Source organism: Paracidovorax cattleyae (genome assembly GCF_900104515.1).
Lineage (GTDB): Bacteria > Pseudomonadota > Gammaproteobacteria > Burkholderiales > Burkholderiaceae_C > Paracidovorax > Paracidovorax cattleyae.
In genome coordinates, this window is the sequence record NZ_FNJL01000091.1 from 1 (window position 1) to 1,010 (window position 1,010).

General features: G+C 72.0%; 2 protein-coding genes. Both read right to left on the minus strand.

The genetic code is table 11. The features are described 5' to 3' along the window. Positions 1-228 (minus strand): hypothetical protein (locus BLR05_RS26405; protein ID WP_143016060.1); only part of this gene is annotated, 228 nt, incomplete at its 3' end. Between the two features lie 10 nt (positions 229-238). After that, the coding region (locus BLR05_RS25605) for an IPTL-CTERM sorting domain-containing protein (RefSeq protein ID WP_143016061.1) at positions 239-1,010 on the minus strand (772 nt) is incomplete at its 5' end.

Consider the following 1,010-nt stretch of genomic DNA (forward strand, 5'->3'; position numbering starts at 1 on the left):
GCCGCCCACCAGCACCTTGCCGTCGGGCTGCACGGCGAAGCTGCGGACATTAATGTTGGCACCCGGGTTGAATCCGTCGTCCACGTTCTGCGCCGATGCCCGCCCAGGCGCCCCCAGGGCCCACCAGGCCAGCAGGAGGGCCACGATCCAGGCCCAGCGCATGCGAGCGCGGCGGGCGCCCTCTTGATCGGTTCGGGTGGCCGGTGCGCAATGGAACGAGTGGGTCATGGCGGTCTTTTCAGCGAGGTGGGGGCGGCACGGGCAACGGGCATTCCTGGTGCTGCCGGCAGCCCTTTGCAAGCCCGTCATCGCGGACCTGGACCTTTCGCCGCAGCGACAGCATTCCGAGGCCGGCGGCCAGCAGCGAGGTAACGATCAGACCCCATTCGCCGAGCGTCGGGATCGGCGCCACGCCGCCCGGCACGCCGACGGCCGCCAGCAGCACCGGGGCGAACGGATCGTGGATGGCGCCAGGCGTCGGGTTGCTGTCGCCCTCGCCGTTGTCGGTCACCGTGAAGGTGGCCGTCATCCGGTCCGCGCTGATGGCCGCCCCCGTGGGTGTGAACCAGGTGTCGCTGGGCGCACTGGCGCTTTGCGGTCCGTACTTGCGCAGCACGACGCCCGGCGCCAATGCGGTGGGATAGGTGATCGCCACCGTCAGCGTGGCGGCGGCGCATCCGGTGGCCTCGAAGCTGAAGATGCCCTGGGGGAATGTCGCCCCGGCCGGTGCACCGGGGGGCGGCGTGCTGCCGAACTGCGCCGAGGTGAGCGTGCAGCTGGGCGGGCCGCCGCTGATCTGCACGGAAGCGGTACCGCCACCGGGCAGTGGCACGGCAGGGTCTATCAGCATGCGCGGCGTGGCCGACGCAGCCGCCGAGGCCGCACTGCCGCCCACGGCGTTGGCGGCCACGACCGTGAAGGTGTAGGCCGTGCCGTTGGTCAGCCCTGTGACGGTGCAGGTGGTGGCGGTCGCAGGCGCGGGCGTACAGCTGCCGCCGGGGTGGCCGGTG